Origin of the sequence: Pseudomonas sp. S49 (assembly GCF_009866785.1) — a bacterium.
Taxonomy (GTDB): Bacteria; Pseudomonadota; Gammaproteobacteria; order Pseudomonadales; family Pseudomonadaceae; genus Aquipseudomonas.
Map to the genome: position 1 here is coordinate 4,772,975 of NZ_CP019432.1, position 14,364 is coordinate 4,787,338.

Below are 14,364 nucleotides of genomic sequence, written 5' to 3' on the forward strand. Positions count from 1 at the left end.
ACCTTGATTCGCCGCCCTCCGCGCCCGGGCCTATTCTTCAACCATGAGTTCAACATGGATCGAGGAGTAGAAAACATGGGCAAACGTCACCCCAACCTTCCCGCGTGGCAATGGCGCGCGTACCCGGGCAATCATCAGCACCCGACCAATCTGGTGTTGCACCTGATCGCTGTGCCGTTATTCATCGTCGCGTTTCTGCTGATTGTCTCCGGGGTGTTCAGCCTGAGTCTGGCCAGCGTCGCCATCGGCGTGATCGGAATCGTCGCGGCGCTGGGTTTGCAGCGTCACGGCCACAGCCTGGAGACGCAAGCCTCCGAGCCGTTCAGTGATCGTAAAGATGCGGTGTCGCGGTTACTGGTCGAGCAGTTTCTGACTTTTCCGCGCTTCTTTCTCAGTGGCGGCTGGTGGCGCGCCTGGCGTGAGCGCCACCGTCGGCACTGAGTCAGGCGAAGATCGTGACCGTCTGACGACTCATTGCAATCAACTCCCCTTCTGCGCTCCATAACTTGGCGGCGACATGGCCGTAGCCGTCGGCGGCGTACTCGATGTCGGCCAGGTATTGGCACCAGTCCAGCGTGCTCAAGTCGCGTAACGGCTGAACGAATTCGATGGTCCAGGTCAAGGTGCTGCCCGGTGCCGGCTTCTTCAGATACGGCAGCAGTGCGGGCGGCCATGCATCCACCAGGGCCAGTAGATGCGCCTCTTTGACCGGCTCTTCTTTGACATCGCCGCGTAACCGCACCCAGCCTCCCATCAGCCGCGATTGATTGCCGGTGAACGGCATGCCGCCGACGCTCCAGCGCATCGCCAGATGACGCATGAATTCCGGGGTCACGCCTTTGATGTAAGGCAGCTCCTGGCATTCGTCCCAGTGTTTCATTGCCGGCGCCGGATACGCTTCCACGGCGACTTCCGAGGGCCGCGAAGCACCGAAGCTGCCTTGAACGATTGTCACCACCTGACCATTCTGCATCGCCCGGCCCATGACCTGGCTGACGGCTTTGCCTTCACGCAGCACATCCACTTCGAAACTCACCGGGACTTCAGGCTCGACCGGGCCGACAAAAGTGATCGCCAATGAACGCACCGGACGATCCGCCGGCACTTTCGCGCGCATGGCTTCGTATTGCAGCGCGGCAACCAGGCCACCGAAACTGGCACGGCCCTGGCCCCATTCGGCAGGAATGGTCAGTTCCGGTTGGCGGCGGACCGCATCGAGCAGATCGCTAAAGCGCATGGCAACCTCAGAAAACGAGAAAGGAATGCAGGGATCTTAACCAGACCTGCAGAGCGCCGCAGCGTCTATTCCGGTCAAAGAGACTGACAGAAAGGCCTTAAACCTATATCCGCCACATTGAAGATCCCTTGTAGGAGTGAGCCTGCTCGCGATAGCGGTCTGACAGCCAACACATTTGTTGAATGTCTGACCGCTATCGCGAGCAGGCTCACTCCTACAGGGGATTGGTGGTGATTCAGGATTATTTGAAGCAGGCTGAACTGAGTTTTTCCAGCACGCGATCAGCCTTGCTTTCGGCTTTGATCATGGTCGCCTGCCAAGTGGCGACGCACGGTTGAAGATCAGCCTCCAGCTCGGCTTTCGCCAACCATTGCCAGCAATCGTGCCAGTCGCCCAACGCGCTTTGCGCAGACTTCAATCGCTTCAGCGCCGCGGCGGGCAAGCGGTCCAGTTCGGGATAAGCTTCGATGCCGTAGCGCACGCGTTTGATCAGCAAACGCAAGCGATGGCGGTCGTGAGCGGGATCGTGCAGCGCCTCGTCGAGTTTCTGCCATTGCTTGCCGAGGCGTTTTTCGATGCGCTTGTCCAAGCCCTTGAGCAATCCCTGACGCTGGGAAGCACGCAGGAAACGCGGGAAAGCATCGAGAATCATCAACAGCGAAGCCACCTCGGCACTCGCCGCCAGCGCCGGATAGGCCTCGGCCATTTGCGCCATGCGGCGTTGCGCAGCTTCAGGCTGATCATGCTGAAGCAAGTACGCCGCCAACACTTCGCGATCCCGCCACGGCGTGGTCAATTGGCCGACCGCCGAAGCGGCGTCTTCCAGTTGCTCGACACCGGGCAAACCGCGCAATGGCCGCAACAGGCTGCGCAAGCGCCGCACCGTGGTGCGCAGATCATGCAGCGCCTCGGGGTCGGTACGTGCCGTCAATCGCGCCTGACAGGCCAGCAGCCGCACCTCCAGACTCAGGACATGAGCCACCAACCGGTCAACCAACGCAGACATCACTTGCTCCTGATTCAAATGGCTCCGAAGAACATTCTGCCGTCCAGTGAACGCAGCCTCCTTGCTTCACGTCAGCAGCTTAGCGGCCGGCGCGGGATTCGCGAATGTAGAAACGCGCCTTCTCGGCTTTCTTACTGCAACCTTCGAAACCCTCGAATTGCTGCTGGGTCTTGGCCGCAGTCAGCAGCGACAACGCTTTGGAATAGCTGACGGTGCCGGCAAAGCCTTCGGCCTTGGCCAGATCCAGCTCATGCCAGGCCGCGTCGAGCTGGCTGCCGCAGCTGTCGCGGTAAGCGGTTTTACCGGCGCAACCGGCCAATACCAGAGCCATCAACGGCACACAGATCCAGGCTTTCATCACTCACACCTCAAAATAGGTCAACAGTCGTGCAGGTAAGACGGCTTGGCTACGAAAAAGTGCCTTGCCGGCGGGTGAAACCGCGCAACTGAGAAGGATAGCGCTGAAGGGTCATGCAGTATCGAAAAAACGACGTCACCGGCGCACTCAACGACCTCGGCGATTGAGCCGGCCCGGCGATGGGTGCATTGTGGAGCCTTGTCGGGAGGACGCTGGATGAAAAAACGTGTCGCGCTGGTACTGGGCTCCGGTGGCGCCCGGGGCTATGCCCATATCGGGGTTATTGAAGAGATTGAACGACGCGGTTACGACATCGCCTGCATTGCCGGATGTTCGATGGGCGCCGTGGTTGGCGGAATCTATGCCGCCGGTAAACTCGACGTTTACAAGAACTGGATCGAAAGTCTCGACTATCTGGATGTGCTGCGGCTGGTCGACGTGAGTTTCCGGCTCGGTGCGATTCGCGGCGAAAAGGTCTTCGGGCAGATCCGCAAGATCGTCGGCGAAATCAACATCGAAGACTTGCGCATCCCCTACACCGCCGTCGCCGCCGACCTCACCAACCAGCAGGAAATCTGGTTTCAGGAAGGCTGCCTGCATCAGGCGATGCGCGCCTCGGCGGCGATTCCCAGCCTGTTCACGCCGGTGATGCAAGGCAATCGCATGCTGGTCGACGGCGGCATTCTCAACCCGTTGCCGATCGTGCCGGTGGTGTCGAGCCACTGTGATCTGATCATTGCGGTCAATCTCAACTCGACCAACCAGCGTCACTACAAATTGCCAGTCATCCAGCGCCCGGCCGCGTTCCGCTCACGCTTCGACAGCCTGATCAGTTCGCTGGGATCGAAGATGCCGTTCCGCCGTACTCAGGCCGAACAACTATTGCGACTCGAGCAGGAAGCGCTGCGCGCCGAAGCGGCGGACATCAATCCCTGGCTGGACGGCGCCGAGCCGGAGAGTCAACAACCGGCGGCCGCGCCCGAGCGTGAAGGCGCACCGAAATCGGCGACCGGTTCGTTCATCATCGATAACGTCGGGCCGGCCTCGTTGCTGGATTTGATCAACCAGAGTTTCGAGGTGATGCAGACCTCGCTGGCGCAGTACAAGATTGCCGGATATCCGCCGGACATCCTGATCAACGTACCGAAGCGGGTGTGCCGGTTTTTCGAGTTCTACAAGGCGCCGGAGTTGATCGCGTTGGGGCGCGAGATTGCGCGGGATACGCTGGATCGGTATGACAGTGAGCAGAGCAGAGAGCCTTGAAGCTCTCCGTTGTCTCAAGGCCGCCTTCGCGAGCAGGCTCGCTCCCACAGGGGATTTGTGAACGACGCAGATCCAGTGTGGGAGCGAGCCTGCTCGCGAAGAGGCCAGATCAGCCAACATCACTCAATAGCCGATAGCCAACCCCGGCCTCCGTGACAATAAACCGCGGCCGCGTCGGATCATCCGCCAGTTTCTGCCGCAAATGCCCCACCACAATCCGCAGATAATGGCTGTCCTCGGTGTGCGTCGGCCCCCAGATATCCTTGAGTAACTGCTGCTGGGTAATCACTCGCCCCGGATGCCGTGCCAGTTGCGCCAGCACCGCGTATTCCTTGCGCGTCAGCGCCACTTCGACGCCGTCGAGCAGCACCCGCCGATAGGCCAGATCCACCGTCAACGGGCCGAAACTCAACGCCGCCTGCTGCGCCTCCCCCGCCGGTGCCTGACGCAACAACGCACGCACCCGGGCGAGAAATTCCTGAATACCAAACGGCTTGGTCACGTAGTCATTGGCGCCGCCATCCAGTGCCTCGACCTTCTGCCCTTCGCTGGCGCGCACCGACAGCACCAGCACCGGCGCCGTGGCCCATTCGCGAAACTCGCGCAGCACTTGCTGGCCGTCCATGTCCGGCAGGCCTAAATCGAGCACCAGCAAGTCCGGCTTGTTCAAGGCGGCCTGCGCCAGCCCTTCGGCACCCGTGCCAGCCTCAAGCACTTTGTAGCCTTGGGAAGCGAGGCTGATGCGCAGGAACTTGCGAATCTGCGGTTCGTCGTCGATGACCAAAATGGTCGCGGTCTGGCTCATGAATTCACATCAACACAAAAGAGTGGCAAGAGAGTAGCGCAGTCGCAATCAGGCTTCATCGTCCATCCCCGGTTGCGTCTGCAACGGCAAGTGCAAGGTGATGCAAGTGCCGCGTCCGTCGATGCCGTCGGCGACACTGATACGACCGCCGTGCGCGCCGACCATGCCCTGACAGATCGCCAGGCCCAGGCCGGTGCCCTGGCCGCCGCGATCACCCCGGGCAGCGGTGTAGAACATGTCAAAAATCTTCGCCCGCTCGTCCTCGGGAATCCCCGGTCCCTCGTCGCTGACCGAGAAGAAAATCTCCTCGTCATTAGCTCCCGCACTGAGTTGCAAACGTCCGTGAGCGGGTGAAAAGCGCGCAGCGTTTTCCAGCACATTGACCAGCGCCTGTTCAATCAACGCGGCATGCACGAACAACAGCGGCAACTCGCTCGGCACATCGGTGCTGACCTGCAACGGTGCCAGCACCGCACGCAGACGATTGAGCGAACTGCCGACGATGTCGGCGGGCGACACCCAGTCTCGCGCAAGTTTCAACGCACCGTGGCCGAGCCGGGTCATGTCGAGCAGATTCTGGATGTAGCGGTCGAGGCGTTCGGCTTCGTCGCGGGTGCCTTCGAGCAACTCGCGACGGTCTTCCAGCGGGATCGCCTCGCCGAGGGCCAACAGGCTGTCGATACTGCCGCGCATGGCGGTCAGCGGCGTGCGCAAATCGTGGGACACGGAGGCCAGCAAGGCACTGCGCAGTTGTTCGGTTTCACCGTGCAGGCGCGCGGCTTCCAGGTCATCGGCCAATTGCGCGCGCGCCAGCGCTTGTGCGAGCGGCTGACTCAATGCGGTGAGCAAGCGGCGACGCTGGCCACTCAAGGTCTGGCCTTCTTTGGCGCAGACACCGAGCAGCGCCAGCGGTCCGTCCTCGACCGATAACGGCCACCACCACCAGCGCCCGAATGGCAGCGTGCCGGTACCCATGCCCGCCGGTTGATCGTGCTGCCAGGCCCAGTCGGCGGCGGCACGCTCGGACTCGGTAAACTCCAACGGCCCGCCGGTCTCGACTTTCCAGCCGCCCTGGCCGTCGCGATTGAGCAGGCACAGTTGCAGATCGCTCCAGCCATTGAGGTGTTGCGCGGCGGCGCTGACCACGGCTTGGCGATCGGTCGCGGCGGTGAGTTTGCGCGACAGGTCGAGCAGTTCGGTGGTTTCTTCCTGGGTGTCGCGCAACGCCTGCAATTGCCGACGCTGACGCGCCGCGAGGTTGCCCGTCAGTGCCGCCATCAACAGGAAAAACAGCAGGGTCAGCACATCTTCTTCGCGCTGAATGCTGAAAGAAAAATTCGGCGGGATGAACAGAAAATCGTAGGTCAGAAACGACAGCGCCGCACAAGCCAGCGCCGGGCCGAGACTGCTGCGCACCGCCACCAGCAACACGGCCGCAAGGAACACCAGCGAGATGTTCGGCAACGGCAACACACTCGACACTGCCCACGCCAAGGCACTGGCCAACACGGTGGCGACCAACGCCAGCGCATAGTCGAACCACACCAGTGTCAGCGGGTTTCGCGGGCGCGCCTGCGGGTGTTCATGATCGTTGTCGAGGACGTTGATTTCCAGCCCATGGGCCTGACGCAACAGACGCGCCGCCAAGCCACCGCCGAACAGTCGACGACGCCAACTCGGCCGAGACTGGCCGACCAACACCAGACTCGCACGGCGCTCGGCAGCATGCTGGACCAAGGTTTTCGCCACCTCACCGGCGCGCAATAAAACCACTTCACCACCGAGGCGCTCCGCCAATTGCTGAGCGCTTTGCAGGCGCAGACGCGATTGCTCATCACGCACCGCACCGTTATCGACGTGCACCAGACTCCACGGCAGATGCCGACGCTGAGCGACGCGACTGGCGTGGCGCACGAGGCGTTCGGCCTGCGCATCACCATCAACGCCGACCAATAATCGGCCACGCACCGCTGGCGCGGCCTGACCGAGTTGGCGATAGCCTTGGGCGAGATCGTTGTCGACCTGCGCGGCAGCCGTTTGCATCGCCAGTTCGCGCAGTGCAGTGAGGTTGGTCTGGGTGAAAAACGCATCGATCGCTGCGCGCGCCTGCTCGGGCACGTAGACCTTGCCTTCGCGCAAGCGCTCGAGCAATTCGCGCGGCGGCAGGTCGATCAGCAGCAGTTCATAAGCTTCTTGCAACACCCAGTCGGGCAGCGTCTCGCGCACCTGCACACCGGTAATGCCGCGCACTTGGTCGTTGAGGCTTTCCAGGTGCTGGACGTTGACCGTAGTGAACACGTCGATGCCGGCGGCGAGCAGTTCCTGAATGTCTTGCCAGCGTTTCGCGTGGCGACTGCCGGGGGCGTTGCTGTGAGCGAGTTCATCCACCAGCACAAGTTTCGGCTTGGCGGCGAGCAGGCCGTCGAGGTCCATTTCTTCGAGCATCACGCCACGGTACTCCGAGCGCACCAGCGGCTGCTGCGGCAAGCCGCCGAGCAGCGCTTCGGTTTCCGCCCGGCCGTGGGTTTCGACGACGCCAGCGATGACTTTCACGCCTTGGCGCAGTTGCGTGTGCGCAGCCTGAAGCATGGCGTAGGTCTTGCCGACACCGGGGGCGGCGCCGAGGAAAACCTTCAGGCGGCCACGGCCGTCACGGGGCAGGTCTGCTAACAGCGCGTCGGCGCGGCCGGAGTCGCTCATGCTTGATGCTCTCTCTTCCTGATTGATCGTTCCCACGCTCTGCGTGGGAATGCAGCCCGGGACGCTCTGCGTCCCATAAAAGCAGACGCAGAGCGTCTATTGATGCATTCCCACGCAGAGCGTGGGAACGAGCATCGACTACAGTTTTTCCAGTGCCATATTCAGCTCCAGCACATTCACCACCGGCGGCCCCACCAGCGGCTGCTCGATGTGCGCATCGAGCAGTTGCTGCAAGGTCGACACCGGCAGATTGCGTGCTGTCGCGACACGCGCCAGTTGATAGGCAATTGCTGCCGGTGGCAAGTGTGGATCGAGGCCGCTGCCGGAAGTGGTCAGCAAGGCCAATGGCACCGGACCTTGACCCGAAACCTGCAGTTTGTTGGCCTCATCGATCACCCGTGTGGCGAGCGCCGGATTGCTCGGTGCCAGGTTGCTCGCGCTGCTGGAAACGGTCGCGAAGGCACCGGCGGAGGGACGTGCATGGAACCAGGCATCGCCGACAAAATCCTGGGCGATCAGCGACGAGCCACGGACCTTGCCAGCGGCGTCGTGCACCAGGCTGCCGTTGGCTTGAGCGGGAAATGCGACTTGCGCGACACCCGTCACCACCAGTGGATAGGCAACGCCGGTGACCAGGGTCATCAGCACCAGCAGGCTCAGGGCCGGACGTATCATTGTGGACATAGCAAAATCCTCGAATTCGTTGGGCAAACTTTGGTGGGGTGCCAGGGGGATCTTTTCCCCCTCACCCCAGCCCTCTCCCCCAAGGGGGCGAGGGGGAAAGGGAGCCGATTTATGTGCTTTTCAAAACCTGGGTTCAGCTCGGTATTTCAAGTCGGTGTAGCTCTCGTAAACACCTCGGTCAGTCCCCTCTCCCACGAAGGTGACAAGAGGAAAGGGAGCCGATCTTTGTGCAGTTCAAAACCTGAGTTCGGCTCGGTATCTCAAGTCGGTGTAGCTCCCACAAGCACCTCGGTCAGTCCCCTCTCCCCCCGGGAGAGGGCTAGGGTGAGGGGCTCTTCTGAGACTCACACCAGATGCAGCGCCGTGAGCAACATGTCGATCGCCTTGATCCCCACAAACGGCACCAGAATCCCGCCCAATCCATAGATCAACAAATTGCGTCGCAACAACGCCGCCGCACTCGCTGCCTGCACGCGCACACCACGCAGTGCCAACGGAATCAGCACAACGATGATCAAGGCGTTGAAGACGATGGCCGAGAGAATCGCGCTCTGCGGACTGGTCAGCTGCATGATGTTGAGCACGCCCAATTGCGGATAAATCGAGGCGAACAGCGCCGGCAGAATCGCGAAGTATTTGGCCACGTCGTTGGCGATGGAAAAGGTCGTCAACGCACCACGGGTCACCAGCAATTCCTTGCCGATCTGCACCACATCGAGCAGCTTGGTCGGATCGCTGTCGAGGTCGACCATGTTCGCCGCTTCGCGTGCTGCTTGTGTGCCGTCGTTCATCGCCATGCCGACGTCAGCCTGAGCCAGCGCCGGCGCGTCGTTGGCACCGTCACCGCACATCGCCACCAGACGTCCGTCGTTCTGCTCATGGCGAATGCGCGCGAGTTTTTTCTCCGGGGTGGCTTCGGCGAGGACGTCATCGACCCCTGCTTCAGCGGCAATGGCGGCAGCGGTCAGCGGGTTGTCACCGGTGACCATTACGGTGCGAATGCCGAGTTTGCGCAGTTCGGCGAAACGCTCGCGAATACCCGGTTTGACCACGTCCTTGAGGTGAATCGCGCCGAGCAATTTACCGTCGGCGCAGACCAGCAACGGGGTGCCGCCGCTCTGCGCAATCTTGTCGATTTCCCGCGACAGTGCCGGGGCCAGATCCGAACGTTTCTGGCCGAGGAAACTCAGCAGCGAATCCACCGCGCCTTTGCGGTAGACACGGCCCTGATAGTCGACGCCGGACAAACGGGTTTCAGCGCTGAACGGCACAGCGGTCAAGGTTTCCGGCGCCGGCTCAGGTTGCGGATGCAGGCCGCGCAGGTATTCGACGATGGATTTACCTTCAGCGGTTTCGTCGGCCAGCGAAGCGAACAGCGCGCCTTCGGCCAGTTCGCGACCATTCACACCGGGCGCGGCATACACCGCACTGCAACGACGGTTGCCGAAGGTGATGGTGCCGGTCTTGTCGAGCAGCAACACATGCACGTCGCCCGCCGCTTCCACCGCGCGACCGGACTTGGCGATCACGTTGAGGCGAACCAGACGATCCATGCCGGCAATACCGATCGCCGACAGCAAACCGCCAATGGTGGTCGGGATCAGCGTAACCAGCAGCGCCACGAGGAACACCAGCGGCAGGCTGCCATTGGCGAAATGGGCGAACGGTTGCAGCGTCACGACCACCAGCAGGAAGATCAGGGTCAGGCCGATCAGCAGGATATCCAGCGCCACTTCGTTCGGAGTTTTCTGGCGTTTGGCGCCTTCGACCAGCGCGATCATGCGGTCGAGCGTCGACTCGCCGGGGTTGGCGGTGATCTGCACCAGCAACCAGTCAGAGACCAGTCGCGTGTTGCCAGTGACGGCCGAGCGGTCGCCGCCGGATTCGCGAATCACCGGCGCCGATTCACCGGTGATCGCCGCTTCGTTGACTGCCGCGATGCCTTCGATGACTTCGCCGTCACCGGGGATCATCTCCCCGGCTTCGACGCGCACCACATCACCCTTTCGCAGGCTCGCTGCCGGCACCACTTGAAAGCTGCCGTTGGCCAGTTTGCGCCGGGCGCTGAGGCCTTCGCTGCCAGCCTTGAGGCTGTCGGCGCGGGCCTTGCCGCGACCTTCGGCCAAGGCTTCGGCGAAGTTGGCGAACAGCACGGTGAACCACAGCCACAGGGCGATTTGTGCAGCAACAAAAGTTGGCACATCGGCGTCGGGAATGAAGCACAGCACGGTGGTGAAAATCGCGGTCAGTTCGACCACCAGCATCACCGGCGAACGCTTCAATTGCCGAGGGTCGAGCTTGACGAAGGCTTGCACCAGCGCCGGCCGCCACAGGGCCGAGATCGCGGTTTTCGGTGCTTCTGCCGACTTGGTCGGCTCTGCAGGTTTTGCAGGAACGTGCATATTCATGATGGATTCCTTAGAAGCCCATACTTAAATGTTCGGCAATCGGGCCGAGCGCCAGAGTCGGCAGAAAGGTCAGGCCGCCCACCAGCAAAATGGTCACGGTCAGCAGGGTCACGAACAGCGGGCCATGAGTCGGAAAGCTGTTCTGGCCGATCGGTGCGGTTTTCTTCATCGCCAGGCTGCCGGCCAGGGCCAGAACCGGGAGGATGTAACCGAAGCGGCCGATCAACATGCCCAGGCCCAGCATCAGGTTATGGAACGGCGTGTTCGCGCTCAGACCACCGAACGCCGAGCCGTTGTTGGCGCTCGCCGAGGTGTAGGCATACAGCAACTGGCTGAAACCGTGCGGGCCGGGGTTGCTGATGGTCGCCGCAGCACTGGGAACCGCGGCGGCAATCGCACCGAGCACCAGCACGCCAACCGGCATCACCAACAGGGTCACCACCAGCAATTGCACTTCCCGCGCCTGGAGTTTCTTGCCGAGGTATTCCGGGGTTCGCCCGATCATCAGACCGGCGAGGAACACCGCGATCAGCACGTTGAGCAACATGCCGTAGAGCCCGGCACCGACGCCGCCGAAGATCACTTCGCCAACCATCATGTTGACCAGCGCAACCATGCCGCTAAGCGGATTGAGGCTGTCGTGCATGCCGTTGACCGAGCCGTTCGAGGCCGCCGTCGTCGTCACCGACCAGAGCACGGTCGCAGTGGTGCCGAAGCGCGCTTCTTTACCTTCCAGCGGTGCCGTCTGTTCAACGGCAGCGTTGTTCAGAGTCGGGTTCGGTTGATATTCGGCCCACAGCGAGGTCGCGCCACCGATCAGGAACAGCGCCAGCATGCAGGCGATGATCGCGCGGCTCTGACGCAGGTCCTTGACGTAGTGGCCGAAGGTGAACACCAGCGCCACCGGAATCAGAATGATCGACGCGACTTCGAACAAGTTGCTCCACGCGGTCGGGTTCTCGAACGGATGCGCCGAGTTGACGCCGAAGAAGCCACCACCGTTGGTGCCCAGTTGCTTGATCGCAATCTGACTGGCGGCCGGGCCAAGCGGGATCACTTGATCAACACCCTGCATCGTCACTGCGTTCACATACTGCGCGAAGGTTTGCGGCACGCCCTGCCAGACCAGATACAGCGCCAGCAGCAGGCACAGCGGCAACAGGCCGTAGAGGGTGGCGCGGGTCATGTCGACCCAGAAGTTGCCGAGGGTTTTCGTCGATTTGCGGCCGATGCCACGGCACAGCGCGACCAGCACGGCGAGGCCGGTGGCGGCGCTGACGAAGTTCTGCACGGTGAGGCCGACCATCTGGCTCAGATAGCTGAGCGTCGCTTCACCGCTGTAGGACTGCCAGTTGGTGTTGGTCATGAAACTGACCGCGGTGTTGAACGCCTGGGTCCATTCCTGGCCCGGCAGATTTTGCGGGTTCAGCGGCAAGTGATCCTGGAACAACAGAATCGCGAACAGCAGCAGGAAACCGGCAAGGTTGAAGGCGAGCAGTGCCAGCGTGTACTTCTGCCAGCTCTGTTCAGCCTCGGGGTCGACACCGGCGATGCGGTAGCAACCGCGCTCGACCGGGCCGAGAACCGGTGTCAGCCAGGTACGCTGACCTTCCATCACTTTGTAGTAGAAGCGCCCGAGGAACGGCGCCGGTAGCAAGACCACCGCAAAGAACGCGAGGATCAGCCAATAGTCATAACTGTGCATAGCCGCTCCTAGTTCCGATCCGCGCGCAACAGCGCAACCAACAGATAAATGAACAGCCCCACTGCCAACAGCAGTGACACCCCGTCCAGAACGCTCATGGAAGATCTCCGTGTTACGGCGTATTGCCGCGTGTGCAGGCATTGTCGGAAAGGAGGCTGTAAAGGAACGAGAGCGAGGGTGTTGGCTGTGCATAAAGAAAGCGTAAAGAGTGGGTTTATGCGGGCTTTACAGGTGGGTTTGGCGCTGTATGGGTGGGCCTCTTCGCGAGCAGGCTCGCTCGCACAATTTGCAATGCATTCCCCTGTGGGAGCGAGCCTGCTCGCGAAGACGGCATAACGAGCAACATCGCACCCAACTGGCGCACAAAAAGCAGCCATCCCCCAACAAACATCCCCGATACGACAGCATTCAACTCATTACGACTTGTTTCAGCGCAATGGCACGCCCACTGCACACACCCTCCCCCGAGCTTTCCAAACCGTTCAGGGAGCAACCGCATGAACACACAACTCAAACCCACGCTGGGCACTTTGCACCTGTGGGGAATCGCCGTAGGGCTGGTGATTTCCGGGGAATACTTCGGCTGGAGTTATGGCTGGGGCGTGGCCGGAACGCTGGGTTTCCTGGTGACCTCGTTCATGGTCGCGACCATGTACACCTGCTTTATCTTCAGTTTCACCGAACTGACCACCGCGATTCCCCATGCGGGCGGGCCATTTGCCTACAGCCGCCGCGCCTTCGGTGAAAAAGGCGGATTGATTGCCGGCCTGGCCACGCTGATCGAATTCGTTTTCGCTCCGCCGGCCATTGCCCTGGCAATTGGCGCTTACCTCAATGTGCAGTTTCCGGCGCTCGACCCGAAACACGCAGCAGTCGGCGCCTATATCGTCTTTATGGGCCTGAACATCCTCGGTGTGAAACTGGCCGCGACCTTTGAGTTGATCGTCTGCGTATTGGCGGTAGCCGAGTTACTGGTATTCATGGGTGTGGTCGCGCCGGCGTTCAGCTTCAGCAACTTTGCGCTCAATGGCTGGGCGGGGTCGGATGTATTTGGCGCGCCGGCGATTGCCGGGATGTTCGCCGCGATTCCTTTCGCTATCTGGTTCTTCCTCGCCATCGAAGGCGCCGCCATGGCCGCCGAAGAAGCCAAAGACCCGAAGCGCACGATTCCCAAGGCCTACATCAGCGGCATCCTGACCCTGGTGCTGCTGGCGATGGGTGTGATGTTCTTTGCCGGTGGCGTCGGCGACTGGCGCACCCTGGCCAACATCAACGACCCGTTGCCGCAGGCGATGAAAACCGTGGTCGGCGACAACTCCGGCTGGCTGCACATGCTGGTATGGATCGGCCTGTTCGGTCTGGTGGCGAGTTTCCACGGAATCATTCTTGGCTACTCGCGGCAGTTCTTCGCCCTCGCCCGCGCCGGCTATCTTCCCGCTTCGCTGGCGAAACTCTCGCGCTTCCAGACGCCGCACCGGGCAATTATTGTCGGCGGCATCATCGGCATTGCCGCGATTTACAGCGACGGCCTGTTCAACCTCGGCGGCATGACCCTTACCGCCGCGATGATCACCATGGCCGTGTTCGGCGCCATCGTGATGTACATCATGAGCATGCTCAGCCTGTTCAAACTGCGTAAATCGGAACCCAATCTCGAGCGTACTTTCCGCGCGCCGTGCTATCCGTTGATTCCGCTGATTGCCTTGGTGCTGGCGGTGGTGTGTCTGGTGGCGATGGCGTGGTTCAACGCGTTGATCGGCTTGATCTTCCTTGGCTTCATGGCGGTCGGTTTCGGCTACTTCCTGCTGACCGGACAACTGCGTGCCGACGCACCGGCCGATGCGATGTTGACAGGTAATTGAGGGATTACGGGTGTACCGGGTGTAAGCGGCCTAGAATGGAACCACTGCGAGTTCACTTCGCTCAAAAGTGGTATGCAGCGTTGCACGGCGAAATCCTCGTCCGTCGACCTGCCATTAAGGAGAGCCGTTATGCCTTGGTATGCCTGGTTGATTCTGGTCGTTGCAATCGGCTCGATCGTGGGGGGATTGATGATGTTGCGCGACACCGCCAACAAGGTCGATCTGACCGATGAAGAACGCAAGCGCGTTGCCCAACGCAATGCCGAAGCGGACGCCAAAGACGCCCAAGACCGTTGAACACAACCCCGCCTGATCGGCGGGGTTTGTGCTTTTTAT

The 14,364-nt window shown here is 61.4% G+C and carries 13 protein-coding genes; 4 read left to right on the plus strand and 9 right to left on the minus strand.

All coding sequences use genetic code 11. The annotated features are described in order from the left end of the window. The first annotated feature begins 75 nt into the window (after positions 1-75). Positions 76-441, plus strand: a complete 366-nt coding sequence (locus tag PspS49_RS20935) for an Mpo1-like protein (RefSeq protein WP_127929254.1) — start codon at positions 76-78, stop codon at positions 439-441. Position 442: 1 nt separating this feature from the next. Here the strand turns inward: PspS49_RS20935 and PspS49_RS20940 are convergent, their stop codons facing one another. The 3 genes from PspS49_RS20940 to PspS49_RS20950 all read right to left on the minus strand — a co-directional run bounded on the left by PspS49_RS20940 (position 443) and on the right by PspS49_RS20950 (position 2,601). Then, a complete protein-coding gene (locus PspS49_RS20940) occupies positions 443-1,237 on the minus strand; it encodes an acyl-CoA thioesterase domain-containing protein (RefSeq protein WP_160041319.1) in 795 nt (264 codons plus the stop codon). A 241-nt stretch (positions 1,238-1,478) separates the two neighbouring features. Then, entirely contained in the window at positions 1,479-2,243 is a 765-nt protein-coding gene (locus PspS49_RS20945) for a CHAD domain-containing protein (protein ID WP_160041321.1), read from the minus strand. Positions 2,244-2,322: 79 nt separating this feature from the next. Next, positions 2,323-2,601, minus strand: coding sequence for a hypothetical protein (locus tag PspS49_RS20950; RefSeq protein ID WP_016770894.1), 279 nt, complete (start codon positions 2,599-2,601; stop codon positions 2,323-2,325). 216 nt (positions 2,602-2,817) lie between these two features. Here PspS49_RS20950 and PspS49_RS20955 point away from each other — a divergent pair, with 216 nt between their 5' ends. After that, positions 2,818-3,864: a patatin-like phospholipase family protein gene (locus PspS49_RS20955; protein ID WP_127929258.1), complete on the plus strand. Its 1,047-nt coding sequence runs from the start codon at positions 2,818-2,820 to the stop codon at positions 3,862-3,864. A gap of 109 nt (positions 3,865-3,973) precedes the next feature. Here the strand turns inward: PspS49_RS20955 and PspS49_RS20960 are convergent, their stop codons facing one another. The 6 genes from PspS49_RS20960 to kdpF form a co-directional block, all read right to left on the minus strand. Beyond that, complete coding sequence (locus PspS49_RS20960; protein WP_150750702.1) at positions 3,974-4,669, minus strand: response regulator; 696 nt, start codon at positions 4,667-4,669, stop codon at positions 3,974-3,976. 48 nt (positions 4,670-4,717) lie between these two features. Next, positions 4,718-7,369 carry a sensor histidine kinase KdpD gene (locus PspS49_RS20965; RefSeq protein ID WP_160041323.1) on the minus strand — a complete coding sequence of 884 codons (2,652 nt, stop codon included), beginning with the start codon at positions 7,367-7,369 and terminating at the stop codon, positions 4,718-4,720. 138 nt (positions 7,370-7,507) lie between these two features. Beyond that, positions 7,508-8,053, minus strand: a complete 546-nt coding sequence (gene kdpC / locus PspS49_RS20970; RefSeq protein WP_127929261.1) for a potassium-transporting ATPase subunit KdpC — start codon at positions 8,051-8,053, stop codon at positions 7,508-7,510. Between the two features lie 344 nt (positions 8,054-8,397). Next, positions 8,398-10,461, minus strand: a complete 2,064-nt coding sequence (gene kdpB, locus PspS49_RS20975) for a potassium-transporting ATPase subunit KdpB (protein ID WP_127929262.1) — start codon at positions 10,459-10,461, stop codon at positions 8,398-8,400. Between the two features lie 10 nt (positions 10,462-10,471). Further along, positions 10,472-12,166 (minus strand): potassium-transporting ATPase subunit KdpA, encoded by a 1,695-nt coding sequence (kdpA, locus tag PspS49_RS20980; RefSeq protein WP_127929263.1) that lies wholly within the window; start codon positions 12,164-12,166, stop codon positions 10,472-10,474. An 8-nt stretch (positions 12,167-12,174) separates the two neighbouring features. Further along, complete coding sequence (kdpF, locus tag PspS49_RS20985) at positions 12,175-12,264, minus strand: K(+)-transporting ATPase subunit F (protein WP_007899818.1); 90 nt, start codon at positions 12,262-12,264, stop codon at positions 12,175-12,177. Between the two features lie 399 nt (positions 12,265-12,663). Here kdpF and eat point away from each other — a divergent pair, with 399 nt between their 5' ends. Next, complete coding sequence (gene eat, locus PspS49_RS20990) at positions 12,664-14,028, plus strand: ethanolamine permease (protein ID WP_160041325.1); 1,365 nt, start codon at positions 12,664-12,666, stop codon at positions 14,026-14,028. A 129-nt stretch (positions 14,029-14,157) separates the two neighbouring features. Continuing rightward, entirely contained in the window at positions 14,158-14,325 is a 168-nt protein-coding gene (locus tag PspS49_RS20995) for a DUF2897 family protein (RefSeq protein ID WP_095120497.1), read from the plus strand. Positions 14,326-14,364 lie beyond the last annotated feature (39 nt).

What these genes read in the sequence shown, in the direction of transcription:
- PspS49_RS20935 (WP_127929254.1), top strand. Translation starts at nt 76, where the DNA reads ATGGGCAAACGTCACCCCAACCTTCCCGCGTGGCAATGGCGCGCGTAC.
- PspS49_RS20940 (WP_160041319.1), bottom strand. Translation starts at nt 1,237, where the DNA reads ATGCGCTTTAGCGATCTGCTCGATGCGGTCCGCCGCCAACCGGAACTG.
- PspS49_RS20945 (WP_160041321.1), bottom strand. Translation starts at nt 2,243, where the DNA reads ATGTCTGCGTTGGTTGACCGGTTGGTGGCTCATGTCCTGAGTCTGGAG.
- PspS49_RS20950 (WP_016770894.1), bottom strand. Translation starts at nt 2,601, where the DNA reads ATGAAAGCCTGGATCTGTGTGCCGTTGATGGCTCTGGTATTGGCCGGT.
- PspS49_RS20955 (WP_127929258.1), top strand. Translation starts at nt 2,818, where the DNA reads ATGAAAAAACGTGTCGCGCTGGTACTGGGCTCCGGTGGCGCCCGGGGC.
- PspS49_RS20960 (WP_150750702.1), bottom strand. Translation starts at nt 4,669, where the DNA reads ATGAGCCAGACCGCGACCATTTTGGTCATCGACGACGAACCGCAGATT.
- PspS49_RS20965 (WP_160041323.1), bottom strand. Translation starts at nt 7,369, where the DNA reads ATGAGCGACTCCGGCCGCGCCGACGCGCTGTTAGCAGACCTGCCCCGT.
- kdpC (WP_127929261.1), bottom strand. Translation starts at nt 8,053, where the DNA reads ATGTCCACAATGATACGTCCGGCCCTGAGCCTGCTGGTGCTGATGACC.
- kdpB (WP_127929262.1), bottom strand. Translation starts at nt 10,461, where the DNA reads ATGAATATGCACGTTCCTGCAAAACCTGCAGAGCCGACCAAGTCGGCA.
- kdpA (WP_127929263.1), bottom strand. Translation starts at nt 12,166, where the DNA reads ATGCACAGTTATGACTATTGGCTGATCCTCGCGTTCTTTGCGGTGGTC.
- kdpF (WP_007899818.1), bottom strand. Translation starts at nt 12,264, where the DNA reads ATGAGCGTTCTGGACGGGGTGTCACTGCTGTTGGCAGTGGGGCTGTTC.
- eat (WP_160041325.1), top strand. Translation starts at nt 12,664, where the DNA reads ATGAACACACAACTCAAACCCACGCTGGGCACTTTGCACCTGTGGGGA.
- PspS49_RS20995 (WP_095120497.1), top strand. Translation starts at nt 14,158, where the DNA reads ATGCCTTGGTATGCCTGGTTGATTCTGGTCGTTGCAATCGGCTCGATC.